A 25,780-nucleotide genomic window follows, 5' to 3' on the forward strand; every position below is an offset into this window, starting at 1 on the left:
TACCGCGCGCAGAGGTGCAGGAGACCCATACCGCGGTCCTGTTCTTCGTCGGCGACCGCGCCTACAAGCTCAAGAAGCGGGTCGACCTGGGGTTTCTGGACTACACCACCGAGCCGGCACGGCGGGACGCGTGTGAGCGGGAAGTCGCCCTCAACCGTCGCTTCGCCCCGGACGTCTACCTGGGCCTGGGAGAATTTCGCAGCCCGGACGCGGACATGCCCGAACCCCTCGTGGTGATGCGGCGTATGCCGGCGGAGCGCCGCCTCTCCCGGCTTGTGAGTGAAGGCGTCGACGTCGACGGCGTCCTGCGGGCCGTCGCCCGGCTGCTCGCCGCTCGTCACGCGGACGCGGCCCGCAGCCCGAAGATCGACGAACAGGGCACGCGGGACGCCCTGTTGTCGCGCTGGGCAGCGAGCTTCGCGCAGGTCCGCGCGCTGGCCGACGACGGCCCCGTCCCCGACGGCGTGGAGGAGGTCGAGCGGCTGGTGCGCCGCTATCTCGCCGGCCGCAAGCAGTTGTTCGACTCACGCATCGAGCAGGGACGGGTGGTCGACGGCCACGGCGACCTGCTCGCCGAGGACATCTTCTGCCTCGACGACGGCCCCCGCGTCCTGGACTGTCTCGAATTCGACGACCGCCTCCGTTACGTCGACGGTCTCGACGACGCCGCCTTCCTCGCCATGGACCTGGAACAGCTGGGTGCTCCAGAGGACGCCGCGTTCTTCCTCGCCCGGTACAGCGAGTACTCCGGCGACCCCGCACCGCCGTCCCTGTGGCACCACTATGTCGCCTACCGCGCGTTCGTCCGTGCCAAGGTCTCCCTGATCCAGGCACGCCAGGGCGCGTCCGGCGCCGCCACGGCGTCACGGCGACTGGTCTCGACGACGTTGCGCCACCTGCGCGCCTCCACTGTCGGCCTGACTCTCGTCGGTGGGCTTCCGGGCAGCGGGAAGTCCACACTCTCCGGCGCACTGGCCGATCGCCTGGGCGTCACGCTGCTCAGCAGCGACCGCCTCCGCAAGGAGCTGGCAGGCATCCCCGCAGAGGAGTCCGCAGCCGCAGGCTACGGCGAAGGCCTGTACACGCCCGAGTGGACCGCCACGACCTACGCAGCCCTGCTCGACCGCGCATCCGCCCTACTGTCCCTTGGCGAGTCCGTCGTCCTGGATGCCACCTGGTCCGATGCGGGACAGCGCGAAGCCGCCGTGCGCATGGCCGAACGCACCCACGCCGACCTGGTGGCCCTGCACTGCCAGGCTCCGGGCGATGTGTCGGCGGCCCGCCTGAGCAACCGCGCACCCGGGGCATCCGACGCCGACCGTGGCGTGGCCGCTGCCATGGCAGCCGCGGAGCCGCCGTGGACAGAGGCCGTCACGGTCGACACCGGCGGCGCCCTGGAGGCCGCGGTCGTCCAGGCGATGGCGGTCGTACGCCCGTACGGCACCGGCCAAGCCCCGGTCTTCCGCCGCTCCCACATGGAGCCGGACTAGCGAGAGTTGCGACGATGCGGACACCGGCCTGCGCGCCGGAACGGACGGTCGCGCAGGAGGGCCGGTGGCTTCCGGGCTGCGACAACGCGGGAGGCCCTCCCGCGGTCGCCGCCGGCCCTGCGGGTGAAGCCTTCGTCGTTCGTCCGTTCGCGGATGACCCACACGAGGGACCTCCAAGATCGGGACCGGGAAGGGTACTCTCCCGGGCCGGCAAAGGAGCGGATCCGCCGTCGCCCGTCGCCCGTCGCCCGTCGCCCATCGCCCGGCGCCCGACCGGTCACGGTGGGGCCCGGGCCGGAACGCCGTCGGCTCGTGGGTGGCCCGCGGCGGGCCACGTCGAGACGTGCGAGCGGAATACGTGATGGGCGGTGTCCCCGGGCGGCCACAGTGGCCCGGCCGGGAAAAATTGTCGGCTTGCCGGATGCCCGTGGTGATCGACACGGCGGTGTGGGCGCGCCCCAGGGCGGCGCCGCGAGGACGCCGCCGTCCGGGTGAACCTTGGCGACAGAACGCCCTGCTGTACGCCGATCACGCCAGAGCCCAGCGACGATGGCTGGCACCACCTGCTTCGTCACCGAGAGGAACGGCCGTGTTGGAGCGCACCCGTCGCAAGAAGACCACCGAGGTCACCTTCGTCCTGCCGCCCGGCCATTCGGCAGGTGAGGCCAGCGTGGTCGGCGACTTCAACGACTGGCAGCCCGGCGCGCACCCGCTCGCGCCGCGCAAGGACGGCAGCCGCGCCGTCACCGTGGCGCTCCCGACCGCACAGCGTTTCTCCTTCCGCTATCTGGCCGACGGCGATCACTGGTTCGACGAAATCGACGCCGACGGCCACGACGGCCGCAACAGCTACCTCGACAGCTGAAGCGCCCTGAAGTCACCTGCCCGCACGGATCGCCTGCCGACGTACCACGCACTCAGGCGCACACCGTCGCGGTAGGGGAGCCGGTGGTGCGGTGTTTGGCCGGAAGGCGAGCCGAGGCCACCGCACGGCGGCACGCTACGCGGTTCATCAGGGCACTGCTGGTGGGTGTCCGCCCGGTCGGGTCGCGAACGGACGGCCATCCTTTTTCCGAGGTGGTGTCCCCTGGAGTGGTGTAGCAGCGATCACTTCTCGCGACTTGCTGCTACCACATCGCGCTACTACACCGCTCTGCGGGATAGATCCGCGCACCGGACCGGCGGTCGACGGTACTTACCCCCAGCCCTGGCAGCCGGCCGACCCTGTTTATGCTCACGCTCATGGCACTCGAATGGGAACAGATCATCGTCGACTCCTCCGACCCCATCGCCCTCGGGCGCTGGTGGGCCGAGGCTCTCGGCTGGGTAGTGGTCGACGAATCCGAGGAGATCATCGAGATCCGGCCTGAGCCGGACCGGATGCCGGGGCTGCTCTTCGTGCCTGTCCCCGAGGGCAAGACGTCGAAGAACCGGCTCCACCCCGACTTCCGCCCCGACGACCAGGAGGCCGAGGTCGCCCGGCTGCTCTCCCTCGGTGCCCGGCATGCCGACACCGTGCAGGACGAGCAGCACTGGGTGACCCTCCTCGACCCGGAGGGCAACGAATTCTGTGTCCTGGGTGAACGGAAGAGCTGAGCCGGGCCGGGCAGCCGTTCGGGCGGAAGTGCCGGACGGTTTCGCCCACCCGCAGCTGCCCCAGCCGCTGCTCGCCGACCCGGCTGCGCCGGGTGCTCCGACCGTGCTCTCCGTGCATGGCTCCGGCTGGTGCGTTGATGACGCGCGGCTCGGCCCGGACGACCTACGAACTACCATCCGAACCCTGAGCTGCCCCACGGACGTTCTACGATGTCCTCCAGACCTCCGGCACGCGACGCCGGAACCGGCGGACAGAGCGCAGTTCGCTGAGCGAGGAACGCGAACGACAGCTCGCCGAGTCGGGGAGTCCTCGCGGGCCGGAGCGAGAGGTATCCGAATGTGCCCGTGAAGCGCGAGGTCGCCATCCGACACCCGTGAAGCTCTTGGTCCAAGCCGCCGAGCACGCCCCGTACCTGGTCGTCGCCCTCCGCGGCGCCGGGGCGGTTTCAAGGACATGCTCGTGGATTGGGTGGGTCAGGACCTGATCCACCATGCCCATTGCCCGCTCGTGATCGTCCCGGCCCCGCACGACGAGGAGCCATCGGCCGAGGGCTGAGCGCGCGGTCGATCGCGGTCCCCGTGGATGCCTCCTGGGGGGTGCCTGCCGTGCGCAGCGTGATCTCTTGCGCGATCCGCTCGGCGAGTGGTTCCACCACAGCCGCGACCGGCGCCGACAGTCCCGTGCCCAACCCGGTATCGGCTACCTCGACGGCGTAGACGACCAAGTGGCGTGGCAGGTGGCCCAGCATCCGGGAGAGCGCCACGGCCTCGCCGAGTCCGAGGCCGTGAGTGCTCGTGGCGCCGCCCAGATGGGAGAGTTGCTCATCGGTCGCCTCCAGGCGGCGCACGTGCCCGGGACGCGGCGGGCGGCTCGTGGCGGCATCCACCACCAAGGCGAGATCCGCACCCGTCCACAGCGCGATCAGTCGAGCGGGGTCGCCGTCGCACGCGGCGAGTATCATGCCGTCCGGCGGCGGCCGCATCCCGGCTCGTTCCGCCAGCCGCGCCACGACCGCCCAGCCCACACCATCGTCGCGGCGGAACTCGTTGCCGACCCCGATGACAGCGATCCGGAATGCGACTCCCACGCCGGCTCCTTCGTCGGTGATCGCAGGTTCGATACCGAGCTTGCCCGGATCCTCCGGATTCGAAGCGAGTTCCATCCGAGCCAACGAAGGGTCCACCCGGCCTGGAAATCGAGCATGTCTGCACTTTCCGGTTCAGGGTCCTGTGGTGCGCGAGTCGCCCAGCGGCACCCGGCTCGCCCGAGTGCAGTCGATGAGCACGTATTTCACGTTCCCGGAGCTGCGGCACAAGGTCGAGATCCGATCAGCTGACCGGGCGGGTGGTCGACTGCCCGATCGACGAGGTGAACCGTCCGCGCGGAGCCAAAGACGCCCGGCTGCGGATCCCGCCGAACGGCGTCGAGGTGGCCGGGCTGTTCACGGGATGGGCCGCGGATCCGGCGTCGTGCCGCAAGTTCGCGCCGCCGCGAAACCAACGCTCGCAACTACACCGCCGCGAAACTGACGCTCGCAACTACACCGCCGCGAAACTGATGAGCGACGTGGGTCTGCGGGTGAACGAGGCCCGCTCGATCTCACCGACATCAGGTGGGACCTGGGCCGCTTCGGGAAACCGCACGTCCGCTACGGCAAGGGCAAGCGCGGATCCGGGCCGCGCGAGTGGTGGTACCGCGACCAGGTCAACACAGCGTCGAGTGTGCGGAGGACGTCGGTCTCGGACTCTTTCGGGACCGGCTCGTGACGAGTTGATCATGCGTCGGCTAGGGTGCCGGCCAGTTCTCGCCCGCGTGCGAAGGACTGGAGCGAACACGGACGATGAACTCGGAGCCTTGCGAATGACCGAACCTACCCCCTTTCCGGGGCGGGACATACCTCCCCGTCCGTCAACACCCCCGCCACCGCCGATGCCCGGATACGCGCCATACCCGGGAGGCCCGTTCCCTCAGGAACAGGCGACGAGCGTGATGCCCCCCAACGGGACTCTCGCCTACGGGAGCTTCACCGGCGGGCCCCCGACGAGCGGGCGATCGGGTGGACGGGGACCGCGCACGAAGATCGTGGCCGCGAGCGTGATCGCGGCGCTTGTACTCGCCGGTGGCGGAGTCGCGGCGTGGCTCCTGAGCGATTCGGGTGGCGATTCAGAAAACGCCACGGCGAAGCCGGGGCCCGCCGCGCCCACCGAGCCGGTGAAGGCGCAGATCAAGCCGCCCAGGGCGGCGCCCGCGCTGAAAGAGGCGTGGACGGCGTCGGTCCCTCCCGGCGACACGCTGGAATCCAAGCCGCTGGGCATGTGGCACACCGGTTCGTCGCTCTATGTCGGCCGCGGGACCGGCGTGCAGATCCTCGACATGGCCGACGGTCGCGTTGTCGGTTCCGTCGCCCCGCCGAAGCAGGGCATGGCTGTGTGCGGCATGACCGAGACGCCGAACGGGAGCGGCCTCGGCGCGATCGCCTGGTCGACCAAGGTGGGGGCCTACAACGCCGCGTGCAACCAAGTCTCGCTCGTGGACACCCGCCAGGGCGGCAAGGTCGTGTGGACGACGGAGTTTCACGGCACCAAGAAGGACGGCAGTCCCTTCGACACGGACGAGACCCGCCTCGGCTTCATCGGCGAGGACCTGCTGGCGGTCATGACACCCAACACGGTGGTCGCGTTGCGCACGGCCGACCGCAGTCAAGCATGGACGTGGCAGAACCCGACCACGCAGGCCGGGTTGTGGTCGAACGAGAGCTTCCGCACCACGCCGGACCGCGTCGTCGTCTCGATGAGTTTCGGCGCCTCCGTATTCCGCAAAAATTACTCCGTGGCCGCTATCGATGCCGCCGGCCAACCGCTGTGGGATGTACCCACATCCGTCCCGGCCCCCGAGGACGGAACTGTGCGGTTGGTGTCCGCCCGGCCGCTGACGGCCGTCATCGAGCCGAGCACCCTCAAGGACGAACAGGCCGCTCAACTGGTCGTGTTCGACGACACCGGAAAGATCGCCCGAACCATTCCGTTGCGGGGCGACTTCGGGAAGGTCGAATCCTACGGTGAAAGCATGTACGGAACGCTGCACGCGCCCGCGATGCACGTCAGGGGCAACACCATGTACGCCTTGACCGAGCGGGAGATCGGGCAGGGTCTCTCGCCGAGCCAAGCCATCGCTTTCGACCTCGACACGGGCACCGTGCGGTGGGTGAAGCCGGCGAGTCAAAACAGGGACTCGGTCCTGATCGATGCCGACGAAGAGGGCGCGTACGTGCTCGATGTCGCCTCCCGCACTGCTTCGACCCTTACGCGCTTCGCTCCCGACGGCACGGCCACACAGGTCAGCACGGTCGCGCAGCCCAAGAACCCGATGGGCATGGGCATGCAGGACATCGGGCGGCTGGAGAACGGCCACCTGGTGATGTTCTCCGGCCTCGCGTCGATCGGCGTCACCGTGTACGGCCCGAGCACCTCGACCGGCCCGAGCACTTCGACCGGTCCGACCGCGCCGACCGGTTGACGGAACCTACGGACGCGCGCGCCGACGCAGCCCGGCGATCAAGGCGCGCGCGTCCGTAGTGCTGGGCCGCGGCGGCGTTGCGTCGCGTCGGCTGTTGGAGGGTGCGGCCGGTGGGTTCGACGCGGATCCGAATCAGACGGTGGCCGAGTATCCGACGGAGTGGCTCGAGGCGAGGGCGCTGGATCTCAAGCCGACCACCCTGGTTCGCTATCGGGACTACGTCGTCAACGACTTGGTCCCGCATCCGGGTGGGATCAGGCTCGACGAGCTCGGTCGTCGAGCCTGGTCGGTTTCGCTCGGGCGCAACTCGCGGGCGGGCGCGGCAGGGTGAGCGTGCATCGGTGTCTGGCGACGTTGTCGAGTGCGTTGGGGGAGGCGGTTTGGCAGCATCGTCTGCAGAGGTCTCCGTCAAAGCGGATCCAGCCCAGTCGAGGGCTGCTCCGGCAGGCGAGGCAGGTACGCACAGGGATTCCACGGCGAACGCCCCCGAGAGCGATGCGCAGTACCGAGGAGGGACCGGCGATCGCCATCGATTGCTCGTGCCGCGGGCGATTGGGGGACACGTTGCGTGGTGAACGGATAGCGGGACGCTACCGTCTGGATGTACCGCTGGGTGAGGGTGGCATGGGCGAGGTCTGGCGTGCCGTGGACGAGCGGTTCGACCGGCCGGTGGCCGTCAAACTGGTCCCGGTCACCGGTGATTCGGGCCACGCGGAACGCTTCGAGCGCGAGGCCCGAGCCGTGGGTCGTCTGTCCAGTCCCCATGTGGTGACCGTCCATGACGTGGGTGAGGCAGACGTGGACGGACAGGTGTTGGGATACCTCGTCATGGAGCTGGTCCGCGGCCGTCCGCTCGGGCCGCCGGCAGGGAAGGGCCCGTCCCGCATCTCCGACGTCGTCGACTGGAGTGGGCAAATCTGTGTCGGCCTGCAGGCCGCCCACGACGCAGGAATCACCCACCGCGACCTCAAACCGGCGAACATCCTGCTGTTCGAGTCGGGAACAGTGATCCTGCTCGACTTCGGCATCGCTCGCCTGGCGGAGTTCACCGGCAGCGCCTCGCTGACGGCGACGGGACACTGGTCGGACTCCAAGCGGCGTTCCTCGCGAACTGGTCGACCACCTGGGCAACTACGCTCGGCGCAACCACGGCCCAGGTCCTGATGTCCGTGCTCGGCATCGCAAGTCTCGAGGACCCGCAGACCGGTGACGACGACCACCTGGACATCCTCGTCTATCTCGCCCTCGCCGCCCTGGTCGGCGGCATCCTGTTGTTCTGGCCGTCGATTCCCTGGTGGTGGGCTTGCGTTGCGTCGATAACCACCGGGCCCGTCCTGGTCGGCTGTTCGTATCCCGTCCACAGCGCGATCCGAAGGCGGTAGACCTCTCCGGCGTGCTCTCGCATTTCCTGCAACGCCGCCATCAGCGAAACCCGTCTCTCCTCGGGGGTCGCGGCGTCGAGGAACGCCAGGTGCTCGCGGTCCTTCACGGCCATGGGCGAGACGTCGAAATCGACGTCTCCCAGAGCGGCCGGCAGGCCGGTGAGCTCGGGCGACACCGGCCCCTCGGGAAGCAGGGATCCGTCCTGCGCCTGGACCAGCAGCGCGGCCAGTCGCGACCGCCGCTCCCGGACAAGGGCCTCCTGCCGTGCGAGGTCGGCGTCCAGCTCCTCCAAGACCTCCCTCAGGTCATGGCCTTCGGTGTCCGCGAGGACATCCGTACCTCGTCGAGCCCGACCCCGAGCTCGGTCAGCCGGCGGACCCGGGCGAGCAGGACAGCGTCCCGGACGCCGTAATCGCGGTACCCGTTGCTGCGCCGCACGGGCTCGGGCAACAGCCCCAGATGGTGGTAGTGCCGCACGGCCCGCGGGGTGACCCCGACCAGCGCCGCGACTTCGCCGATTCGCATGAGACCAGTGAAAACCATGACGTCGCGACACGGTCAAGCACGGAGGTCCGCGTGGCGGCCGGCGCCCCCGACCACCACGGAGGCCTCGAACCGTTCGTTTTGACCTTGCCGCGACGTCATGGTCTTCACTGAGCGACATCGGCCCCGAGCGATCACCGCGCCCGGGGCCTCCACCTCCGAAAGGACGCCGAGGCCTCCGAGGCGGTGACGTGGTCGGCGTGCGGGGTGGGGTTCGCGGAGGGATTCGTGGGGTGGGTGGGCGGCGGCCCCGCACGCGGTGTGCGGGGGCCGTGGGGCGGTGGGGAGTTCGTCGGGTCAGCGGGCGTCGGGGATCCAGGAGCCGTGGATCATGGCGGGGACGCGGCGCGGGAGGTGGACGGTGGCGACCGGTGCGGTGGTCAGGTCGCCGGCGTCGAGGACCAGGAGCCGTGAGCTGTCGGTGTTGAGGTCGCTGACGACGGTGAGGAGGTAGCCGTGGTCCTCGGCGGCGGCGTTCGCGGCGGGGACGAAGACGGCCTCGCTGGGGAGTTGGCCGACGCCGATGGGGCGAAGCTGCCGGGCGCCGGTGGCGCGGTCGTACTTGACGAAGGTGTGGTTGCCGACGCCGTCGTCGTCGGGGAAGGCGAGGGCGTACTGGTAGCGGTGTGGGCGGCCGAGCAGGGTCTCGTTGATGGTCGGGAACTCGACGATCAGGTCGTCGGTCTGCTCCTCGCGTGCCATGCCCTCGGTCAGGTCGATCGTCCACCGGCGGCTGCGGGAGCCGGAGTTGGGCTCGGCGCCACGGCCCGGCGCGCCGACCCACCAGTTCCACGAGCGCTGCCAGCCGGTACGGTCGACGGTCGCGCCTTCGATGATGATGCGGCCCAGGGCGTCCTCGTAGGCGTTGGCGAAGTGCATGCCGAACCCGGCCTCGACGTCGAACCAGCGGATGTTCGCCGCCCCGCCGGGACCCATCGGCATGACGCCGATACGGCAGGGCTGCGCGTCGCTCCAGGAGTACGGGATGCCGGAGGCCTCGCTGTGGTCGAAGGTGACCGATCCTTCGAGGAACACGACGTAGTGCTCGGTGATCGCGAAATCGTGCTTGAGCGCGGCGGAGGCGCCGGGGACGTCCTGGCTGAGCGTCAGGTCGCCCTGCGGGGAGACCACGTAGTGGGTGAGGAACGGCGGGAATGGCGACGATGCGAAGAAGTGCAGTTCGCCGGTGGCCGGGTCCTCCTTGGGGTGCGCGGTCATGAAGGACTTCAGCTTGCCGCCGAAGTCGTAGGCGCCGACGGTGTCCAGCTCGGGGGTGAGTTCGTATGGCAGCGCTGACTCGCACAGGGCGAGCAGCCGGCCGCCGTGTTCGATGACGTGGGTTCCTGCGGTGCTGACGGCGAAGTCCGGGCCGTGCTCGGTCATGTACGGCGCGCCGTCGAGGGCCGGCGTGCGGACCCAGCGGTTGCGGTACCACTCGGCGCGGCCGTCGCGGAGCCGGATGCCGTGGACCATGCCGTTGCCCTTGAACCAGTGGCTGGGGGTGACGCCCGGCTTGGGGTTGTGACTGGCGCGCAGCAGGCTGCCGGTGAGTTCGGACGGCAGGTGGCCTTCGACGGTCAGGCCGGTGGCGGTGATCTCGTCGGCGACGGGGGCGTAGTGGCCGGTCAGGTAGGGCTTGCGGGCGGCGGACTGGGCTGCGGCGGTGGTGTTCATGTCGGGTTCCTTCCGGGCTGCGGTTCTCGGGTCTGCGGGGTGGAGCGAGGTGCGGGTATGGGTGCGGCCGGTCAGCTGCGTTCGGCGCGCGCCTTCAGTGCGAGCAGCCAGCCGTGCAGCGACTGGGTGAGCGCGTACCGGAGTTCGTCGGTCTGCGCGTCGACCGACGGGCCGCTCCAGGACTCGTCGGTGCGGACGGTGACGACGCCGTCGGCCTCGTGGAACGTCCAGGCGTGCACGCCGTCGATGCCGTGCGCCGGGCCGCCCCACACGATCCGTCGGCCCGGGATCACCTGGTAGACGGTCGAGGCGATGTCGAGCCCGTGGGTGAACCACCGGAACCGGGCGCCTTCGCGCAGCGGCCCGTCGAGTTCCGCGCGGTCGATGTCCGGGTTCCAGTCGGCCCACGCGTCGATGTCGGTGTGCAGGGCCCAGACGTCGGCGAGCGGGGCGTCGATGGTGACGGCCAGTCGGACGACGACCGGGGCGTCGGCGTCGACGGCCTGGATCGGGGCGCTGTCGGGGACGGTGTTCACGGCGGTGACGCTGTCGGCGGTGTTCGGCTGGGTGTTCATCGGAAGTGCTCCTCTGTGGCATCGGGATGGTGGCGCGATGCGTGCTTCGGTTGAGCGGAGTTCAGGGGGTCGGCGTGGTCCGCCGGGTGAGCAGGGGCGTCAGCAGAGCGCCGACGGCGACGATGCCCGCGGAGACCAGGAAGGCGGTGCGGTAGCCGTCGGTGAGCGCGACCTCGTGGGGGACCGCGAATCCGGCGGATTCGGTGCGCGCGGTGGCGAGGGTGCCGAGTACGGCCAGCCCCAGCGCGCCGCCGATCTGCCGCGTGGTGTTGACCAGCCCGCCGGCCGACCCCGCGTCGGCGGTCGGGACTCCGGCGACGGCCGCGCCGGTGAGCTGGACGAACGCGGCGCCGAGGCCGAGGCCGACGACGACGGTCGGGCCGAGGACGTCGCCGAGGAAGCTGCCGTTCGCCGATATCCGCGAGAGCCACAGGAACCCGCCGGCGAGTGTGGCCATGGCTGCCGCGAGCACGGTGCCCGGTCCGAACCGCCGGGCCAGTCGTGGTGCGATGGCGGCGCCGATCATGTTGGCCACGGCAAGCGGGAGTTGTGTGAGCCCGGCCCGCAAGGGGCTGTATCCGAGGGCTTGTTGCTGGTAGAGCGGCACGAAGAAGAACAGGCCCACCCACACGGCGCCCAGCAGCGCCATCACGAGGTTCGCCGGGGCGACCGCGCCGGAGGTGAGCAGGCGCGGCGGCAACAGCGGTGCGGTGTAGCGTCGTTCCAGCAGCGCGAACAGGGCGAGAAGGGGCGCAGCGACGGTAATCGCGGTCAGTACGCGGGGGTCGGTCCAGCCGTCGCGGCCCGCGGTGGTCAGGCCGTAGACGAGGGCGACCAGTCCGAGCGTCACCGTCGCGGTCCCGCCGACATCGAAGGAGCGGATGCCGTGTCCGGCGGGCGGCGTGGCGGACAGGAGTCGGACGGAGGCGGCCAGCACGATGGCCCCGAGCACCGCGACGGCCACGAACACCGCGCGCCAGCCGAAGGCTTCGGTGAGCGCGCCGCCGAGCAGGACGCCCGCTGCGCCGCCCGCCCCCGACACGGCGCCCCACACACCGAGCGCCTTGCCACGTGCGGGTCCCGGCGGATACGTCCGCATGACCAGCGACAGCGCGGCCGGCGCGATCGCGGCGGCGCCCACTCCCTGGGCGGCACGTGCGGCGATCAGCAGCCACGGCGAGGCGGACAACGCCGCCGCGACCGATGCGGCGGTGAAGACGGCGAGTCCGGTGAGCAGGACGCGGCGCTGTCCCAGCAGATCGGCAAGCCGTCCGCCGGGCAGCAGCAGTGCGCCGAAGGCGAGGCCGTACGCGTTGACCACCCACGCCATCCCGTCGCCCGACAGGCCGATCCCATCGCGGACCTGCGGCAGGGCGACGTTGACGATCGACGTGCTCAGCACCACCGCGAACTGCGCTGCCGCCAGGACGGCCAGTACCCGGGGGCGACCGACGCCCTGATCCGCTGCGGCGGAAGGCGGGTCCGCCGGTTGGGCGAGGGGTGCCGAGGACATGGGGACTCCTGTTCCGAGGGTCGTCTCGGGTACGTCGATGATGTGTGATTGATCAATCATTCTTTGTCGCAAAAAGAACACCCGAAAGGCCGCGCACGAACGCTGCGTCAGCCGCAGCGCTCCGCCCGCCGCTTGAGGTTGTTCAGCCAGTGGTCGAGCGAGCCGTCGAGGGCCTGCTGCAGGAACTCCTTGTTCGCCTCGACGGGTTCGCCGGTCCAGGACTCCTCGGTGTGGACGCGCACGCCCTCCTTGGTCTTGGTGAACGTCCACACGTGGACCGCCGTGATGCCCTGGGCCGGCCCGCCCCAGACGATGCGCCGCTTCGGATCGACCTGCTTGACCGTGGAGGTGATGCCCTCCAGGCCCTCGGTCGACCAGACCCACGACGATCCCGGACGCAGCGGCCCCGGCGTCTGCTTGACCACCGAGTCGACACCGGGCTGCCAGGTCGGCCACGCCTCGACGTCGGTCTGGATGCGCCATACGCGGTCCAGCGGCGCGTGGATGGTGATGTCGTCCCGGGTGATGACCGGGGCGTTCTCGTCGATGCCGACCGGGTGGTGTCCGCCGGGCGAGAAGGCGAGCGGGAGGGCGGTGGCGATGGCGATGGCAACAGCGAGCATGGCGGACTCCTGGGGAAGCCGGGGTGGATTGAGACGCCGCGAGATGGCGTCAAATGATTGATCAACCACTCATCCATGAGGCCAAAAGGACGGCCGCATGGCGGCGGCATGGTGCGAAGCGGGATGCGGCTCGGACGGATCAGTAGTGCCGGATGCCGGCCGCGAGTGTGCGTGTCCACGGTGCGTCCACCTCGTGGGCGCCGATCGCCGACACCAGGTGGCACAACATTCCGATGGCGAAGAACTGCTGTACCTGCGCGTCGTCGCCCCCGGAGGCGCCGCGCACGTACTCGACGAGCCGGGCGTACCCGGTGCGTACCGCATCACGTACCGCGGGCTCGGAAGCCGCTGCGGCCTGGGCGTGGATCTGCACCAGAAGCAGGTCGTTGTCGGTGATCAGGCGGGCGTACGCCTCGCCCATGGCGGACAGCACCGCCTCGGGCGAGCTGCCCTCGGCCGCCGCCGCGCCGCGCTCCAGGCTCTCCCGCACGCGGAGGAGGCAGTACTCGACCACGGCGACAAACAGGCTCTCCTTGTTCGGGAAGAGCCGGAATACGTAGGCCTGCGAGATGCCCGCGGCCTTTCCCACCTCGGTGGTCGTCGTGCCGTAGTACCCCTTCGCCGCGAACGCCCCGATGGCGGTGCGCAGCACCGTCTCGCGGCGTTCGTCGGCGGTGGAGAGTGTTCGGCGCGATTCCGTCTTCATGTGAGTACTTAATCACTCACATCTTTCGGCGTCAATCCCCGCGTGTTGGTTTCAGTCGATGACAGCGATCGCCTCGACCTCGACCAGGTGCTCGGGGACGTCCAGCCCCGCGACGCCCAGCAGTGTGCCCGGCGGTACCGGCGTGACGCCCAGCTTCACGGCCGCCCGCGACAGCCCTTCCAGGAACAGGGACATCTTGTCGGGCGTCCAGTCGACGACGTAGACGGTCAGTTTCGCTACGTCGTCGAAGGACGCGCCGGCCCCGGCCAGGGCGGTGGGAGGGTCACCCTCCGGTGGGGTCGATGTCGAAGACGTTGCGGCCGGAGGTGGCGCGGCCGGCGTTGCCGCGTTTGATCAGGCGGTAGTGGACTTCGGCGCCGGTGCCCGCGCACGCGCGGACACGGTCGAGGGGGATGTTCACCGTGCCCCGGCCGCCGCTGCGGGTGCGGTCGACGGCGAACCGGGTTTCGAAGGGTTCGGCGCCGGGTGTGCGTGGGGTCCAGGTGACGACGACGGTGTCGCCGGTGTCGACGGGGACGTCCGTGTAGGGGACGGTGACCGTGGCTCCGGTCGGTTCCAGGTCCTCGAGGCGGATGCGGCCGTCGAGGGCCTCGGCGACGTCCGCGAAGTCCAACAGCGGCGGGTATTCGGCGACACACTCGACGATCGCGGGACGTGGCGCGTCGACGGTGGTCCCGTCGGGTTTGACGAGTCGGTACGACACCTCGGCGGTGGCCTTCGTGCTCCACAGGACCTTCGCGTGGGGCAACGCGACGTGGACGACCCCCTTGTCGCGGACCTTCTCGCGCACCTCGAATGGGCCGATGAGGGTGGGGGTGCGTGGTGTCCACGTCACAATCAGGGTGTCACCGGGCTCGAACACTGCGGCGGGGGCGACGACGACGGTGATGTCGCGCCGCCCGTGAAGGTCCAGATCGATCCGGCCGTTGACGGCGTCGCGCACACGCGGCGCCGTCAGCGGCTTGCGATTGCGTGCGGACATGACAGGCGTCCTCCAGCGGCGCGGAACCCGCACCATGCCGGCAGCCTATCCCCGCATCCGCCCGGGGTCACCCCGTCAGGCAGTTCCCGTCGGCCATGCGCTCGCGCGGAATGGTCCGGCGTGAAGCGTCGACCAGGAGGCCGCGAAGAAGTGGGCCCGCGCTCGCGGGGACGGTCTTTCGCCCGGCACCGGGCCGGGCACGTTCGGTGCGTCGGCGCTGCGTTCGCGGCGATGGTGTCGCCGCATGCACAGTCCTGCGCGATGTCTCGAACCTGTGTGGTGAGGTTGCCCGCCATGGCGTTCACCGAGTCCGTCAGATCGGCCCACGTACCGGAGACGCCCGGCACCTGCGCCTGACCGCCCTCCGTGCCCACCTCCCGCGCGACCCGGGTCACCTCGGACGTGAACGGGGCCAACTGGTCGACCATCCCGGACCCAAAGACCCGGCAAGCGTGAGGCAGTGCCGCTGTCCGATCGGCGGCAGCGTGGGTTGCATCTCGTGCACGTCGGCTCGTGTGGCCGGTCTATCGTCGTCACCGTGATATGACCCTCTGGTTCGCTCCCGCACAGCGTGTTCGCGGCAAGCAGGATCACGTCACCGAGCCTGACCGGCTTCTGGTCGAACTCACTGAACAGAATCGCCGATCCGTCTCGGACCACGATCACCTTCACACAGTCAAAAGCGACCGGACGGCACCGGTCGGTGCACCGCTCGCGTACGAGCGAGAATCGGAGCGAAGGTGCCCGGAGACTCCGAAGAATCGTCCGGTAGAGCCACACGCATCAAGGTGCCGGCACATCAAGTGCGATCAGACCCATAGGTCATCTGGCGCCCCGTGGAGCTCACGAGACGTGGTTGTGGTGACTCGGGGCCACCGACCTCACGTTCCCCTCGTGATCCTTTGAATCTTGTCGAGGCGTTCGCCTACGGCGCGCTCGTTGGCGCGGTCGGTAGGTCGGTAATAGACGCGGTTCGCAAGTTCATCGGGGAGGTGCTGTTGTTGCAGCACGCCTCGGGGATCGTTGTGTGGAGACTTGTAGCCGCGGCCGTGTCCAAGCAGCTTGGCCCCGCGATTGTGCGAGTGGCGCAAGTGCTTCGGCACAACGCCGAAGCCGCCGCGCCTGATGTCCGCGATGGCCGAGTCGATCGCGGCGATGACAGCGTTGGACTTGGGGGCGGTTGCGATGTAGATGGTGGCCTCCGCCAACGGGATTCTTGCCTCGGGCCACCCGATGAGCTGCGCGGCATCAGCAGCGGCGACCGCAATCTGTAGTGCCTGGGGGTCGGCCATGCCCACGTCTTCCGCGGCGTGTACGACGAGTCTGCGGGCGATGAAGCGAGGGTCCTCGCCCGCTTCAATCATGCGGGCGAGGTAGTGGATCGCTGCGTCGGGATCAGAGCCACGCATTGACTTGATGAACGCACTGATGACGTCGTGGTGCTCGTCGCCGTCGCGGTCGTATCGCAGCAGCGCGCGGTCGACTGAGGTCGACACGGTTTCGGCCGTCACCACGGGCTTGTTCCCACCCGTTTCATCACTGCCGGCACGCGCAGACGCCGCGGCGGCCTCAAGCCCCGTCAGTGCCCGCCGCGCGTCGCCCGACGCGAGCTGCACGAGCCCTTCGAGTGCGTCGTCAGTGAGTTCGACACAGCCGTCGAGCCCGCGCTCATCGGCCACTGCCCGCCGCAGCAGCGTGCGTAGTTCGTCGTCGGCAAGCGGTTCCAGCGTCAGCAGCAGCGAGCGCGACAGCAGGGGACTGACCACCGAGAACGATGGGTTCTCGGTCGTCGCGGCGACGAGTGTCACCCAGCCGTTCTCGACACCAGGCAGCAGTGCATCCTGTTGTGCCTTGGTGAAGCGGTGGATCTCGTCAAGAAATAGGACGGTGGAAACACCGTGGAGGCCGCGGTCGCCCTGCGCCCGGTCCATGGTCGTTCGTACTTCCTTGACGCCCGCGGTTACTGCCGAGAGCTCTACGAACTTGCGGCCGCTGGAGTGTGCGATTGCTTGCGCCAGGGTGGTCTTGCCCGTTCCAGGAGGTCCCCACAGGATCACCGAGACTGCGCCTTTGCCACCTTCTGCGTCTGTGAGCACTCGGAGTGGCGAGCCTTTGCGCAGCAGGTGCTGTTGCCCGACCACCTCGTCAAGCGAGCGCGGGCGCATGCGCACCGCAAGCGGAGTGGTGGTGGTGGGGGCCGGGCTACTCACGAACGGGGCTACCTCTCTGGTGGATGAGTGTGCTTCTCGCATCGCGTTCAGGCGCGATCACGGCTTCTCCGACCGTCATGGCCGACGCCACATTCCGGTCACGGCGGCGGGTGGCGGGGGGCGTACTGCCCCACGATCCATCGGCAGATCGCTTCCACGACACAGGCTTGCTCGGCCTCATCGAGCGGACGCCCGGAGGGGATGCCATGCCAACGCTCCAGGCAGGTGCGGCAGCAGGTCGCGGTGGCGTGCTGCGCGACGAACACGGGATGCCCGCGATAGGGCGTCCGGCGACCGTCGTTGCGCGGTTCAGCCGGGGCGAGCCTGCTTTCGATCGGTTCCTCGGCGTGCCTGCTCACGGTGGTGATGCCACGCAGGTCGACGATCGCCCGATCCCGGCCACGCAGTCGGAACCTGGCGCGGAAGTGATGCTGCCCGATCCGCTGCGGCCTGGCGTCCGGTTCGTCCATCACCACGGGCGCAGGTGCTCGATCGTGAGGCAGTGCTGCTCAGTGAGACGCCGAGCGATCAGCGAGCGGTGGCACGCCTCGGGGTCGCGCTCTACGCAGAGCAATGCGGCGGTTCCGCTGTCCGGCAACATCGACACGATGGACAAGACGTCGGCGTGGTCCAGAATCTCGGCCGTGTAGCGGCGCGTGTACTCGGCAGCGAGTTCACGGCGAGTGCGCTTGCCGACACCTTGGCGGTGGTCCTCGGCGTACTGGAGGTGACGTAGCTCGGTGGTCGGGGCAAGTTCGCGGTGGTGCTCATATGCGATCCGGGCCTGAGCGAGGGCTGCTTGCAGCCGGAGAGAGTTGGCCCAGACATACTCGGGCCCGCGGACACCTCGGCGCCGGCGCACGTCCAACAGCAGGCTGACGTTCGCATCCCCCAGCCGTTGCAAGAAGGAGTCGCCGTCAAAGCCATAGACGCCGATTGTCATCATTTTGCGCACTGGATGTTCCCCCATCTGCCTGCTGCTCGTGCCGGCTGGACCGACACGAGCAGCAGGAGCGGCGAGGTCGCGTTACGCGACAGCGGTTCCTTCGAGTTCGACCATCTGGCCGGGGATCGCGAGCCGGGTCACCCCGAGCATCGTGGTGGTCGGAGCCACCCCGGCGGCACCCAGCCGCGCGGCCAGCACGCCGTAGTGCGGGAACAGCGCATCGACATCGGTGGTGTAGACGTTGAGCCGGACAAGGTTCGCCGGCGACATGCCGGCCTCGGCGAGCACCGCTTCCAGGTTGTCAACGGCGAGCGCCAACTGCCCGGCGATGTCCCCATCGTGCTCGGGCCTGCCGTCGCTGCTCATCGCGGTCTGCCCCGAGATATACAGCGTCCGGGTCTGCCCGGACACAACCTCACCCTGGTTGAACCCCATCTCCAGCGACCACGTCACCGGGTTGACTGCTGTTCGTTCCATTGCCACTCCATTCAGATCATTGCGAGTGCGTGCGTCCGCCGGCTCGATTGCCGCCGTCTTCGACGCCGCATGAACAAGCCTTCCAACAAATCACGACACCTTGTGTCATGTTTTTTGATAAGAATGAATCCATGCGCGCCGATCGGTTGGTCTCGTTGGTACTGCTGCTACGCCAGCGCGGCCGGATGACCGCAGATGAGCTGGCCGGCGAGCTGGAGGTCTCCACCCGTACCGTGCTGCGCGACATCGAGGCATTGTCAACGGCAGGGGTCCCGGTCTACGCCGAACGCGGCCGACACGGCGGCTTCGCACTCCTGCCCGGCTTCCGAACCGAGCTCACCGGACTGAATCACGACGAAGCCCTCGCCCTGCTGACCGCCGGATCGGGCCGCGGCGGACAGGTCTTCGGCCTCAGCTCAGCGCTCGCCTCCGCGATGCGCAAAGTGGTCGACGTGCTACCCGAAGGACACCGAGCCAGCCTGGGCGACGCAGCCCGACGATTCCTTGTCGAACCGGAAACCGACCTGCTCTCGCGCCGACTGGTCACCGAGGACGTGGCGGGCACCGTGATGAGTGAAGTCCGCCGTGCCGTGCTCGCGGGACACAAGCTGCGCGTCCATTACGCGGCACCCGACAAGTCACCTCACTGGCACACGGTGGACCCGATCGGCTTGGTCACCGTGCGTGACCGCACCTACCTGCTGGCCACCAAGTCCGGCGAGAATCGCACCTACCGGCTGTCGCGGATGCTGACCGCTGAGGAACTTCCCGAGCCCGCACAGCGACCGGATCAGGTCGATCTGGACCGAATCTGGCGAGAACGCAGCGCGCAGTTCCTGTCGGAGAACCACATCCCCGTGCTCGTGAGGGTCAACCCCACGCGACGGGAGGAGCTGCTGAACACTGCACGGGCCGTCCGGGCCGAGGAACCCGAGACAGACGGCTGGCTCCGGCTGGAAGTGACCTTCGAGGACCTTCGTCACGCGGTGTGGGCACTGTGGCAGCTCGGCACGGACGCCGACGCCCTGGCCCCACCGTCGTTGCGCACCGCCCTCCGTAACCGCGCCGCCACGCTTGCGGCCCGCTACGAGGACTCATCGTGAGGATCCGTCGCTGTCTCATGTACCGCCCCACACTGTTGGCACCGCGGGCGCTACGGGTTCACGACAATGGCTCCACGCTGCCGTGCGCACGAGAAGTCGACCAGCCCGACCTCTCATGCGGAGCCGGGCGGAACGGCTCGGTCGGCATCCCTCACCACAGCGGCCCGGCAGCCCGGTCGAGCCGGGTCACCCGTCGGTCAGGCGCGCGTCAACCAGTACTGATTGAGATCGCCGAAGCAGTCCTCGATCACCACCGCCGCGCCGTTCCAGGGGTTTCTGTCGGCGATGGCCAGGCACTTGCCGTTCTCGTTGCCGATGTGGAAGGAGTCCTCCGACCCTCCGATTCCGAACGCGTGCCACCGCTGGGCGGGAATGTCCGCACAGGTCCACTGGTTGACCCCGGCGCCATTGGTGGAGTTGTCGTCCTGAAGGTCGAGGCACTTGCCGCTCTGCCCGTTCTGGAACTGAAATGCGTGGTTGCCCAGGGGGATCCCCGTCCAGGCCTGGTTGGCGTAGCCGGAGCAGTCGCGCATGGCCACGGCGCCACCGTTGCCGAGATTGCCGCCCCGGACTTCCAGGCACTTGCCGTTCAGCTCCGAGGCCAGCCGGAAGTAGCCGCCCGACGCGGCCGACGGCGACTGCCTCCCCACAGCGGAGGCCGGTGGAGTGACGAGGGAGCCGGCGAGCCCCAGGACGACCACACCCAACACTGCACTGGACCGGTTCATGACACCTCTCCTCGCAGACGTCGTCGTCGGTGCGTTCATGTACCACCCTGGAACGACCGCCCGAAGTCCGCATGTCGACCTGGCCCGTGCGGACGACCGTCGTTCGGGTGAAGTTCCCGCGCGGCGACCAGCGGCATCGAACACCCAAGGAAGCGGCTCGAGCCTCGTCGCCGGTCCAGCGACATTCGGTCGACGGTCACCCGGCCGACGGTACAGGGCCGCCTTGCGATAGGAGGCGGTTCGCGTAGGGCATGCGCGGGTCGTCCGGAAGGAGGGGTAGGACTTCCGAGGCGAACTTGCCCTACGTACTGAGAACTTGCTGTACGAGGTCGCCCATGGGGGCGAGACGCCCGTCCGGGGTCCCGGGTGTCTCCTGCTCGATGTGGTCGGCGAGGCGCTCGACGAGGACGGTCTGCTCATCTGTGAGAGCGCGCGGTGCGTGGGGATCTGTCATGGAGCCACCTTCCTGTCGCGGACCTGGCAACGACACGGCAGCCGGCCGCATATCCGTCAGGGCGCGATGGTGGAACGTCGGGGGAAGTCGGTAGCATGACGCAACTGAATGAAATTTGCGTTACCCGCCGGTAGAGACCCAGGTCAGGCCTCGTTGGCCCCGCGCTCGCGGGGATGGTCCCACCAGGTCCTCCACGGCCCGCGACCGACTGGCCTGCGCGTCGGGAAGCGGGCCACCGAACCGCTCATCGATTTGGGAACGAGATCTGAATTCACCGCGTGGACGCAGCCGTAGCCGGCATCATCGGGGCGGCCACCGGGGCAGCTGGACACTCGCGTGGCACGCGGTCCTGGGGCAAGCTCACATTCAGTCGCAAACCCAGCTCAACCTTGTCAGGATCCAGATCTCCGCACAACGCGACGACGCACGTGGACGCGACGCCGGGATGGGTACGACCGAGCTGGCGAAGAACCGCAACAAGGCTCGCGACGTGGCCCGTCGAAGGGTGGCCCGGTCGGCTCCGCGCAGAGTGAAGGTCGGTGCGAGGCCGGGGCGCGTTCCGGTTGGGGAGAACGCCTCCATCGATACTGGGTCGCTGTGGTCGGGAAAATTGCCGACGAGGCCCCATGTTCGTACTGGCCGGGCCGACATCCCGTGCAACCTGACGCCACAGTACTAGGGCGCGTATCGAGTCGTGATCATCGGGTGGTCCTGGTGAGGTCTTTGATCCAGATCATCGAGGCGTGCAGGTGGAGACTGGCGAGGTAGCTGTCGGGAGTCTTGTCGTATCGGGTGTCTCACCGTCCCAGTTCCGGCCTCCTGGTACGTCACGCTCTGGGGCGGGTGAGGCACGTGGAGCCGACGTGAGCCGACCGGTGCACTGATGTCCGGGCGGGGACTCATGGGACATGGCCCGGCACCCGGCTCAGGTTCCGGGGAGGATACGGCGCGTTTCGTAGGCCCACATCGCGATCTCGACCCGGTTGCGGGCGCCGAGTTTGGCCATCAGGCTGGCCAGATGCGTCTTCACCGTGCTGAGGCTGATGTGCAGTGCATCGGCGATCTCGGTGTTGGTCAGCCCGCGAGCGACGGCGAGGAGCACCTGCTCCTCGCGGGCGGTGACGGGGGAGACCGGCTGGGCCACGGGCCGGCCGGCGGGCAGGTCCGCGAATGCCTGGAGCAGACGGACGGTGACGCTGGGCGCAATGAGCGCCTCACCGCCGGACGCCGACCGTACGGCCTGGGCCAGAAGGTCTGGTCCCGTGTCCTTGAGGAGGAATCCGCGGGCGCCGGCACGCAGCGCGCCGTAGACGTACTCGTCGAGGTCGAAGGTGGTGATGACGACCACGGCCAGCGGGTCGGCGACGCCCGGGCCGGCGACCAACCGGGTGGCCTTGAGCCCGTCGATCACGGGCATGCGGATGTCGAACAGGCAGACGTCGGGGCGCAGTTCGCGGGCCAGACGTACCGCTTCCTGTCCGTCGGCGGCCTCGCCGACCACCTCGATGTCGGGCTGGGCGTTCAGCATGATCCGCAGCCCGGTGCGGATGATGGTCTGGTCGTCAGCGACGAGGACGCGGATGGGCACCGCTCTCGGTCCTCCCTCTCGGCAGCTCGGCTTCGACATGCCAGCCCTGGTCGGCGCCGGGGCCGGCTTGTAGTTTGCCGCCGAGCAGGGCAGCGCGCTCGCGCAGTCCGGCAAGTCCGTATCCGGCACGGCCTCGGCCGGTGCGGTGGCCGTTGTCGCGCACGCTCACCCGTACCGTGTGCCGTTCCGCGGTGACCCGGACGACGACCTCGGTCGCGTTGACCGCATGGCGCATGGCGTTGGTCACCGACTCCTGCACAATGCGGTAGACGGCCGCGTCCACGGCCGGGGGCAGCGTGTCCAGTTCGCCGTCGAGCCCCAGGTCGACTCTGAGGCGACCACCCGGGGTGCGCACCAGGCGCTCCAGATCCGCGACACCGGCAGGCGGCGCCAGCTCGGCGCCGGCCCCGCGGTTGCGCAGCGTGGCGACCATGGCTCGCATTTCCTCCAGCGTGCGCGCCCCTTCCTCCTCGACCCCCTCCAGCGCCTCGACGGCGGCGGACGGGTCGGTGCCCGCGAGCACCTGGCCCGCCTGGGCGCGGATCACCATGGCGGAAACGTGGTGGGCCACCGTGTCGTGCAGTTCCCGGGCGAGCTGCTCACGCTCGCGGGAGCGTACCTGCTCCAACTGCCGCTCGCGAGCGGTCACCCGGAACCGCACGGCAGCCCCGATCAAGCCGGGCAGCAACAGGAAGACAAAGCCCCCGACCTGTTCGGCGGCCGGGGTTTCGTACGTGACGGTACACAGCGCGAAGGCCGTGAGGATCACCGCGCTGCCCGGCACGATCTCCCGTCCCGATCCCCACCGGGGCAGCGCATACACCAGCACGAGCACGACCGCGCCGGTGTCCAGGCCGACGGGCTCGCGCGGTGCGGCGACCAGCGAGGCCAGCTGGAGCAGGATCACCGAGCCGAACGCCAGCGTGACCATCGCCAGTGGGCGGGTCCGGCGCCACAGGGGCAGCAGGCACAGCCATCCGGCGAACACCACCGCCACCGGCCGCCACACGACGTTCTCGCGCAGGGTGGCCTCCAGCACCACACCGCCCAGGCCCGCGGCGAGCAGCGCCCAGTCCCGCCACACCCGGGCGGGCGCGTCGGGCGGCCGGGGTTCGGTCCACAGGGTTCGCAGGTCGTCTCGCATCACGGTTCTCAGCCTAGGGACCGCGCCGTGCCGCGCATCGGCCGAAAGGACGGGGCGTCACTCCGCCCTGGGGCCGACGGATCCGCAGCCCGCGAGCCGATGCCGCAGAGCGCCGTGGCGACGAACCTCGGCATCGGCGGCCGTACAAGGACGGCCGACGCGGTGGTTGGAGGAACCGATGCTCTCGAAAGCCCTGTTGCGCCTGGGCGCAAGCGCCGCCCGCCATCCCTGGCGGGTGATCGCGGCATGGCTGATTGCCGCCACGCTTGCCGTCCTCGCCGCGATCGCCTTCGGCGGGCGGACCGCGGATTCGATGACCGCTCCCGGACTGGACTCCCAACGGGCCGCGCAACTGATCGAGCGGGCCGGCACCGGCCAGGAGGGGATGACCGCCCAAGTGGTCGTCACCCCCCTCGACGGCGGTGCGACGTTCTTCGACCACGGCAGCGCGCGCACCGCTCTCACGCGGCTGCAGACCGAGGTGCAGCGGCTGCCGCACGTGCTCGGCACGAGCGACCCGGCGGGGGCACTCGACGCAGGCGGGGACACCACCGTGCGCGGCGGCCTTGTCTCGGCCGACGGGCGGATCGCGGTCGTCCGGGTGCAGTACCCCGACCAGAGCCGACTGTCGGCCAAAGACCTCGACGCCCTCGTCGATCTCGGCGAACGGCTGCGCGCCGAACTGCCCCTGCGCATCGAGATGGGCGGGAACCTCTTCTACGCCTTCTCCGACCCCGACGGCGGCGCAAGCGAGCTGATCGGCATCCTCGCCGCGGCCGCGATCCTGTTCCTGGCGTTCGGTTCGCTCGTCGCCGCCGCGCTGCCGATCGGCATGGCGGTCTTCGGGCTGACCGTCGGGGTTGCCATGATGACGGTACTGGCGGGGGTGACGGACGTCCCGACCTTCGCCCCTGTCCTGGGCAGCATGGTAGGGCTCGGAGTGGGCATCGACTACGCGCTGTTCGTGCTCGCCAGGCACCGGGAGTACCTCGCGCGCGGGCTCGATCCCCGCGAGGCGGCGGGGCGAGCGGTGGCCACGGCGGGGAGGCCCGTGGTCTTCGCCGGCGGCACCGTCGTCGTATCGATCCTCGGCATGGCGGTCGCGAACGTACCGTTCATGACGGTGGGCGGGCTCGCCGTCTCGATCGTCGTCCTGATCATGGTGCTCGCGTCGGTGACGCTGCTGCCGGCCTTCCTCGGCGCCGCCGGCCCACGCCTGGCCCGGGCCGGCCGGATCGGCCGGGCTCTGCAGACCAGGAAGCTGGGCCGACTCGCACGGCGGCGGGACCCGGCGGCAGGCGCCGCCCACGCCGCCGGGTGGCGTCGCTGGATCGGGCACGTCAGCCGGCACCCGGTGCCGTACGCGGTCGGCGCGGCGGGGCTGCTGCTGACCGCGACGCTGCCCGTGCTCGGCCTGCGCGTCGGCCTGCCCGACGACGGCTCACTGCCCCACAGCCGCACCGAGCGCCGGGCCTACGACCTCGTCGCCGAGGGGTTCGGCCCGGGCACCAACGGTCCCCTCGTCATCGCCGCGGACCCCACCGGTGATCCGGGAGTGCTGGACCGACTCGTCGCAACGGTCGCGGCGGATCCGGGCATCGCATCCGTCGCGCCGACGCACATCGATCGGGCCACCGGCATCGCGACCCTCGTGGTGTTCCCGACCACCAGCCCTCAGGACAAGGCCACGGCCGACACCATCGCCCGGCTGCGCACCGACGTGCTGCCCACGGCGATCGGGCACGGCCCGGCCAGGGCCCACGTCGGCGGCGCCGCCGCGAGCCTGTTCGATGTGGGCCAACGAACGAGCCAACGCCTGCCGGTGTTCGTCGCCGCCGTGCTGGCGATGTCGTTCCTGCTGCTGATGGTGGTCTTCCGCTCGATACTCGTACCGCTCAAGGCGGTACTGCTGAATCTGCTGAGCATCGGCGCGGCCTACGGCATCATGGTCGCGGTCTTCCAGTGGGGCTGGGGAGGCGCACTCGTCGGGCTGGAAGCGACGGTTCCGATCGTGTCGTTCATCCCGATGTTCCTCTTCGCCATCCTGTTCGGCCTGTCGATGGACTACGAGGTGTTCCTCCTCTCCCGCGTACGCGAGGAGTACCTGCGCACCGGCGACAACGGCACGGCGATCGTTGAGGGCGTCTCGGGCACCGCCCGGATCATCACCTCGGCCGCCCTCATCATGGTGGCGGTCTTCCTGTCCTTCGCCGTCGCCGACGACCCCTCCACCAAAATGTTCGGGCTCGGCCTGGCCACCGCGATCTTCATCGACGCCACGGTCGTACGCATGGTGCTGGTACCGGCGACCATGACACTCCTCGGCCGGACCAACTGGTGGCTGCCGAAGTGGCTGGACCGGATGCTTCCCCGCGGCCCGGTCGGCACCGACGACACCGACGCGGAATCCACGGGTGAGGCCCCGCGTCCACGGCTGGTTGACCGTTGACACAACTCCTGCCCGCCCTTGGCGTCCGGCACCTCAGCGCGTCACCTAGGGGCATATC

23 protein-coding genes and 3 pseudogenes are annotated in these 25,780 nt (G+C 69.5%); 8 read left to right on the forward strand and 18 right to left on the reverse strand.

The genetic code is table 11. The annotated features are described in order from the left end of the window. The first annotated feature begins 14 nt into the window (after nucleotides 1-14). The 3 genes from OG928_RS29855 to OG928_RS29865 all read left to right on the forward strand — a co-directional run bounded on the left by OG928_RS29855 (nucleotide 15) and on the right by OG928_RS29865 (nucleotide 3,086). Entirely contained in the window at nucleotides 15-1,490 is a 1,476-nt protein-coding gene (locus OG928_RS29855; RefSeq protein WP_406291289.1) for an AAA family ATPase, read from the forward strand. Nucleotides 1,491-2,079: 589 nt separating this feature from the next. Then, nucleotides 2,080-2,355 carry an isoamylase early set domain-containing protein gene (locus tag OG928_RS29860; protein ID WP_406289458.1) on the forward strand — a complete coding sequence of 92 codons (276 nt, stop codon included), beginning with the start codon at nucleotides 2,080-2,082 and terminating at the stop codon, nucleotides 2,353-2,355. Nucleotides 2,356-2,732: 377 nt separating this feature from the next. Beyond that, a complete protein-coding gene (locus OG928_RS29865; RefSeq protein ID WP_406289459.1) occupies nucleotides 2,733-3,086 on the forward strand; it encodes a VOC family protein in 354 nt (117 codons plus the stop codon). A gap of 446 nt (nucleotides 3,087-3,532) precedes the next feature. On the opposite strand, the gene OG928_RS29870 is transcribed toward OG928_RS29865, so the two are convergent. After that, nucleotides 3,533-4,174: a hydrogenase maturation protease gene (locus OG928_RS29870; protein WP_406289462.1), complete on the reverse strand. Its 642-nt coding sequence runs from the start codon at nucleotides 4,172-4,174 to the stop codon at nucleotides 3,533-3,535. Between the two features lie 1,007 nt (nucleotides 4,175-5,181). Here OG928_RS29870 and OG928_RS29875 point away from each other — a divergent pair. From OG928_RS29875 to OG928_RS29885, 3 genes are all read left to right on the forward strand, one after another. Next, complete coding sequence (locus OG928_RS29875; protein ID WP_406289464.1) at nucleotides 5,182-6,603, forward strand: PQQ-binding-like beta-propeller repeat protein; 1,422 nt, start codon at nucleotides 5,182-5,184, stop codon at nucleotides 6,601-6,603. Nucleotides 6,604-6,742: 139 nt separating this feature from the next. Beyond that, on the forward strand, nucleotides 6,743-6,934 hold the full coding sequence (locus OG928_RS29880) for a hypothetical protein (RefSeq protein WP_406289466.1): 192 nt from the start codon (nucleotides 6,743-6,745) through the stop codon (nucleotides 6,932-6,934). Between the two features lie 164 nt (nucleotides 6,935-7,098). Next, on the forward strand, nucleotides 7,099-7,767 hold the full coding sequence (locus tag OG928_RS29885) for a serine/threonine-protein kinase (protein ID WP_406289469.1): 669 nt from the start codon (nucleotides 7,099-7,101) through the stop codon (nucleotides 7,765-7,767). A gap of 211 nt (nucleotides 7,768-7,978) precedes the next feature. On the opposite strand, the pseudogene OG928_RS29890 reads toward OG928_RS29885, so the two are convergent. From OG928_RS29890 to OG928_RS29950, 13 genes and pseudogenes are all read right to left on the reverse strand, one after another. Continuing rightward, nucleotides 7,979-8,511: pseudogene (locus OG928_RS29890) on the reverse strand (MerR family transcriptional regulator); the annotation flags it as partial. Nucleotides 8,512-8,826: 315 nt separating this feature from the next. Continuing rightward, nucleotides 8,827-10,203 (reverse strand): carotenoid oxygenase family protein, encoded by a 1,377-nt coding sequence (locus OG928_RS29895; protein ID WP_406289471.1) that lies wholly within the window; start codon nucleotides 10,201-10,203, stop codon nucleotides 8,827-8,829. A gap of 71 nt (nucleotides 10,204-10,274) precedes the next feature. After that, on the reverse strand, nucleotides 10,275-10,778 hold the full coding sequence (locus tag OG928_RS29900) for an SRPBCC family protein (protein WP_406289473.1): 504 nt from the start codon (nucleotides 10,776-10,778) through the stop codon (nucleotides 10,275-10,277). 61 nt (nucleotides 10,779-10,839) lie between these two features. Next, a complete protein-coding gene (locus OG928_RS29905; RefSeq protein ID WP_406289476.1) occupies nucleotides 10,840-12,291 on the reverse strand; it encodes an MFS transporter in 1,452 nt (483 codons plus the stop codon). A gap of 107 nt (nucleotides 12,292-12,398) precedes the next feature. Further along, the gene (locus tag OG928_RS29910; RefSeq protein WP_406289478.1) at nucleotides 12,399-12,914 is read right to left on the reverse strand and encodes an SRPBCC family protein; all 516 of its coding nucleotides are present in this window, start codon (nucleotides 12,912-12,914) and stop codon (nucleotides 12,399-12,401) included. A 139-nt stretch (nucleotides 12,915-13,053) separates the two neighbouring features. Then, nucleotides 13,054-13,620, reverse strand: a complete 567-nt coding sequence (locus OG928_RS29915) for a TetR/AcrR family transcriptional regulator (RefSeq protein WP_406289480.1) — start codon at nucleotides 13,618-13,620, stop codon at nucleotides 13,054-13,056. 51 nt (nucleotides 13,621-13,671) lie between these two features. Further along, nucleotides 13,672-13,896: pseudogene (locus tag OG928_RS29920) on the reverse strand (RidA family protein); the annotation flags it as partial. Between the two features lie 7 nt (nucleotides 13,897-13,903). After that, entirely contained in the window at nucleotides 13,904-14,623 is a 720-nt protein-coding gene (locus tag OG928_RS29925; RefSeq protein WP_406289483.1) for a hypothetical protein, read from the reverse strand. Between the two features lie 254 nt (nucleotides 14,624-14,877). Beyond that, nucleotides 14,878-15,057 (reverse strand): annotated as a pseudogene (locus tag OG928_RS29930) (hypothetical protein); the annotation flags it as partial. Between the two features lie 447 nt (nucleotides 15,058-15,504). Then, the gene (locus OG928_RS29935; protein WP_406291290.1) at nucleotides 15,505-16,788 is read right to left on the reverse strand and encodes a replication-associated recombination protein A; all 1,284 of its coding nucleotides are present in this window, start codon (nucleotides 16,786-16,788) and stop codon (nucleotides 15,505-15,507) included. Nucleotides 16,789-16,931: 143 nt separating this feature from the next. After that, complete coding sequence (locus OG928_RS29940; protein WP_406291291.1) at nucleotides 16,932-17,303, reverse strand: DUF4186 domain-containing protein; 372 nt, start codon at nucleotides 17,301-17,303, stop codon at nucleotides 16,932-16,934. Next, entirely contained in the window at nucleotides 17,303-17,779 is a 477-nt protein-coding gene (locus OG928_RS29945; RefSeq protein ID WP_406291292.1) for a DUF488 family protein, read from the reverse strand. The genes OG928_RS29940 and OG928_RS29945 overlap by 1 nt, the downstream gene beginning before the upstream one ends. A gap of 81 nt (nucleotides 17,780-17,860) precedes the next feature. After that, the gene (locus tag OG928_RS29950) at nucleotides 17,861-18,256 is read right to left on the reverse strand and encodes a RidA family protein (protein WP_406289485.1); all 396 of its coding nucleotides are present in this window, start codon (nucleotides 18,254-18,256) and stop codon (nucleotides 17,861-17,863) included. 131 nt (nucleotides 18,257-18,387) lie between these two features. Here OG928_RS29950 and OG928_RS29955 point away from each other — a divergent pair, with 131 nt between their 5' ends. Further along, nucleotides 18,388-19,359: a helix-turn-helix transcriptional regulator gene (locus OG928_RS29955; RefSeq protein WP_406291293.1), complete on the forward strand. Its 972-nt coding sequence runs from the start codon at nucleotides 18,388-18,390 to the stop codon at nucleotides 19,357-19,359. A gap of 197 nt (nucleotides 19,360-19,556) precedes the next feature. On the opposite strand, the gene OG928_RS29960 is transcribed toward OG928_RS29955, so the two are convergent. The 4 genes from OG928_RS29960 to OG928_RS29975 form a co-directional block, all read right to left on the reverse strand. Next, nucleotides 19,557-20,087: an RICIN domain-containing protein gene (locus OG928_RS29960; protein WP_406289488.1), complete on the reverse strand. Its 531-nt coding sequence runs from the start codon at nucleotides 20,085-20,087 to the stop codon at nucleotides 19,557-19,559. Nucleotides 20,088-20,388: 301 nt separating this feature from the next. Next, a complete protein-coding gene (locus OG928_RS29965; RefSeq protein ID WP_406289490.1) occupies nucleotides 20,389-20,541 on the reverse strand; it encodes a hypothetical protein in 153 nt (50 codons plus the stop codon). 925 nt (nucleotides 20,542-21,466) lie between these two features. After that, nucleotides 21,467-22,129: a response regulator gene (locus OG928_RS29970; protein WP_406289493.1), complete on the reverse strand. Its 663-nt coding sequence runs from the start codon at nucleotides 22,127-22,129 to the stop codon at nucleotides 21,467-21,469. Next, a complete protein-coding gene (locus OG928_RS29975; RefSeq protein ID WP_406291294.1) occupies nucleotides 22,104-23,273 on the reverse strand; it encodes a sensor histidine kinase in 1,170 nt (389 codons plus the stop codon). Before OG928_RS29975 ends, OG928_RS29970 begins: the two co-directional genes overlap by 26 nt. Before the next feature lie 178 nt (nucleotides 23,274-23,451). Between OG928_RS29975 and OG928_RS29980 the strand changes: the two genes are divergently transcribed. Further along, nucleotides 23,452-25,722, forward strand: a complete 2,271-nt coding sequence (locus tag OG928_RS29980) for an MMPL family transporter (RefSeq protein WP_406289496.1) — start codon at nucleotides 23,452-23,454, stop codon at nucleotides 25,720-25,722. The last annotated feature ends 58 nt before the right edge of the window (nucleotides 25,723-25,780 follow it).

Origin of the sequence: Embleya sp. NBC_00896 (genome assembly GCF_045207785.1) — a bacterium.
Classification (GTDB): domain Bacteria; phylum Actinomycetota; class Actinomycetes; order Streptomycetales; family Streptomycetaceae; genus Embleya.

Excerpts from the sequence above, each read along its gene's own strand:
- OG928_RS29865 (WP_406289459.1), top strand. The coding sequence starts at position 2,733 with ATGGCACTCGAATGGGAACAGATCATCGTCGACTCCTCCGACCCCATC.
- OG928_RS29885 (WP_406289469.1), top strand. The coding sequence starts at position 7,099 with ATGCGCAGTACCGAGGAGGGACCGGCGATCGCCATCGATTGCTCGTGC.
- OG928_RS29895 (WP_406289471.1), bottom strand. The coding sequence starts at position 10,203 with ATGAACACCACCGCCGCAGCCCAGTCCGCCGCCCGCAAGCCCTACCTG.
- OG928_RS29900 (WP_406289473.1), bottom strand. The coding sequence starts at position 10,778 with ATGAACACCCAGCCGAACACCGCCGACAGCGTCACCGCCGTGAACACC.
- OG928_RS29905 (WP_406289476.1), bottom strand. The coding sequence starts at position 12,291 with ATGTCCTCGGCACCCCTCGCCCAACCGGCGGACCCGCCTTCCGCCGCA.
- OG928_RS29910 (WP_406289478.1), bottom strand. The coding sequence starts at position 12,914 with ATGCTCGCTGTTGCCATCGCCATCGCCACCGCCCTCCCGCTCGCCTTC.
- OG928_RS29915 (WP_406289480.1), bottom strand. The coding sequence starts at position 13,620 with ATGAAGACGGAATCGCGCCGAACACTCTCCACCGCCGACGAACGCCGC.
- OG928_RS29925 (WP_406289483.1), bottom strand. The coding sequence starts at position 14,623 with ATGTCCGCACGCAATCGCAAGCCGCTGACGGCGCCGCGTGTGCGCGAC.
- OG928_RS29935 (WP_406291290.1), bottom strand. The coding sequence starts at position 16,788 with ATGCGCCCGCGCTCGCTTGACGAGGTGGTCGGGCAACAGCACCTGCTG.
- OG928_RS29940 (WP_406291291.1), bottom strand. The coding sequence starts at position 17,303 with ATGGACGAACCGGACGCCAGGCCGCAGCGGATCGGGCAGCATCACTTC.
- OG928_RS29945 (WP_406291292.1), bottom strand. The coding sequence starts at position 17,779 with ATGATGACAATCGGCGTCTATGGCTTTGACGGCGACTCCTTCTTGCAA.
- OG928_RS29950 (WP_406289485.1), bottom strand. The coding sequence starts at position 18,256 with ATGGAACGAACAGCAGTCAACCCGGTGACGTGGTCGCTGGAGATGGGG.
- OG928_RS29955 (WP_406291293.1), top strand. The coding sequence starts at position 18,388 with ATGCGCGCCGATCGGTTGGTCTCGTTGGTACTGCTGCTACGCCAGCGC.
- OG928_RS29960 (WP_406289488.1), bottom strand. The coding sequence starts at position 20,087 with ATGAACCGGTCCAGTGCAGTGTTGGGTGTGGTCGTCCTGGGGCTCGCC.
- OG928_RS29965 (WP_406289490.1), bottom strand. The coding sequence starts at position 20,541 with ATGACAGATCCCCACGCACCGCGCGCTCTCACAGATGAGCAGACCGTC.
- OG928_RS29975 (WP_406291294.1), bottom strand. The coding sequence starts at position 23,273 with ATGCGAGACGACCTGCGAACCCTGTGGACCGAACCCCGGCCGCCCGAC.
- OG928_RS29980 (WP_406289496.1), top strand. The coding sequence starts at position 23,452 with ATGCTCTCGAAAGCCCTGTTGCGCCTGGGCGCAAGCGCCGCCCGCCAT.